The sequence below is a fragment of the Photorhabdus heterorhabditis genome, from assembly GCF_001280945.1.
Taxonomy (GTDB): Bacteria; Pseudomonadota; Gammaproteobacteria; order Enterobacterales; family Enterobacteriaceae; genus Photorhabdus; species Photorhabdus heterorhabditis.
In genome coordinates this window covers 1-1,894 of sequence record NZ_LJCS01000148.1, presented here as the reverse complement: position 1 = coordinate 1,894, position 1,894 = coordinate 1, and the positions used below count along the sequence as shown (strand labels likewise).

1 protein-coding gene is annotated in these 1,894 nt (G+C 55.2%); it reads right to left on the bottom strand.

All coding sequences use genetic code 11. From position 1 onward, the window contains the following. On the bottom strand, positions 1-1,894 hold a 1,894-nt coding region (locus AM629_RS20950), incomplete at both ends, for a condensation domain-containing protein (protein WP_235525572.1).

Here is a 1,894-nt window from a genome sequence, read left to right as displayed (position 1 = left end):
GGCATTCAGTTCCGCATAACTGAAAATCTGTTGTTGATATTCTAACGCTGTCGCCTGTGGGGCCTGCTCTGCCTGTTGCTCAAACAGCTGATGAATACATAACGGGTCTGGATAAGATGAATCCGTCGCATTCCAGGTTTCCAGTAACAACCTGCGTTCCATTTCAGGCAGAACGTTCAGTGCCCGTACCGGAGTCTCAGGGGCCTGCTCCAATGCCTCCACCAGACTTTCCAACGCCTGCTGCATATAACCACATAGCCGATCTGGATCAAACGGCTGCACCACATTAGCGGTCAATCCCAGCGATTCACCAAAATCCTCCACCGACAACCCAAAGGGGTAGTTAGTGCGTTCCTGTGCACCCAAGAATTCAATGTCGCTCATCGGGTCATTCGACGTTGCCGGCAGGGCATTATGTCGATAGTTGAACAAGGCACTAAAAAGTGGCGTACCACCGACAACCCCACTGCACCGCTGAGCCAACGCCAGTGAAGCATGCTCATGCGCCAGCAAGCCGGCCAGTCGCAGATGCACCTCCTGCACACTGTCCCGTACCGGGGTTTCATCGATATCCAAACGTAATGGCAGGGTATTGATAAACAGCCCCATCCCACTATCAGCCCTTTCCCCTGCCGCCATGCGCCCAAACAACACCGTGCCAAACACCACTTTTTCCTGACCACTGGTACGCGACAACACCTGCGCCCAAGCCAGATGACACAGCGCCGCCAAACTGACGCCCAAACGTCGAGCCTGACTACGCAGACGGTCATTCAACCCGGCAGGCAGTATCCGGTAAGACTCCGTCTCCTGAGATCCATCAAGATGCACCTCCGCCAGTCCGAACGGCAAAGTTGGCTCTTCCACCTCTGCCAGCATGTCGGTAAAGAAACGGGTATGCTCTTCCTGACTGACCCCCAACCGGGCCTCAGCCACCAGATTACGGAACGGGACCGGCGCCGACAGGCTATTCCCTTGCCCGGCAAGGAATGCCTGTACTTCTCGGTTCATCACTTCCAGCGTAGTGTGGTCACCAATCAGGTGATGCAACAATTGCAGCACAATCCAGCGGCCATCAGTCTCCTGAGCGACCACAAAGCGCAATAACGGCGCCTGGCCCAAATCGAGGCGATAATGACGGGGATCAAAACGTTGCACCAGTTGAGTACGAACCGGCCCATCAGCCGAGTCCAGCGTCAATTCCATCACTGATAAGGTAGCCTGACGCCAAACCACCTGAGCCGGCGCAGATAATCCCTGCCAGATAAAGGCGGTCCGCAAGATGTCATGGCGATCAACCACCTGTTGCACCGCCGCCAGATAACGGTCCAGCTGAGACCGCTCAGCAAAAGCCATCTGACTGACTACCAGATACGTATCACCTTCGTTTGCCAATAAATGGTGGAACAAAATCCCATCCTGCAACGGTGACAAGGCATAGATATCCTGAATATTGGTCACCCCACCCGGTACCTGCTCAACGATACGGTCGATCTCAGTTTGGGTCAGATCAATCAGCGGCAACATGGCTGGAGTGAGTGTCGTCGTCGCTGACGTAATGACATTCGGCGGTACCACTACTAACTGATGTTGCCCCAGTGTTTGCGCCAGTTCAGATAACACTGGCGACTGGAACAGATCACGCACCGCCAGCGTCAGCCCCAAGTGACGCAGACGTTCAATCATGCGTACCGCTAGCAGTGAATGGCCGCCCAGGGCAAAGAAACTGTCGTACCGACTGATCTGCTCAATCCCTAGCAACTCATGCCAAATCGCCGCCAACGCGATTTCCGTTTCTCCCTGCGGGGCCTCGTAAACCTGACGGGCAAACGCCTCTCCGTCCGGCGCCGGCAACGCCAGACGATCCAGCTTACTGTTAGGCGTCAATGGAAAC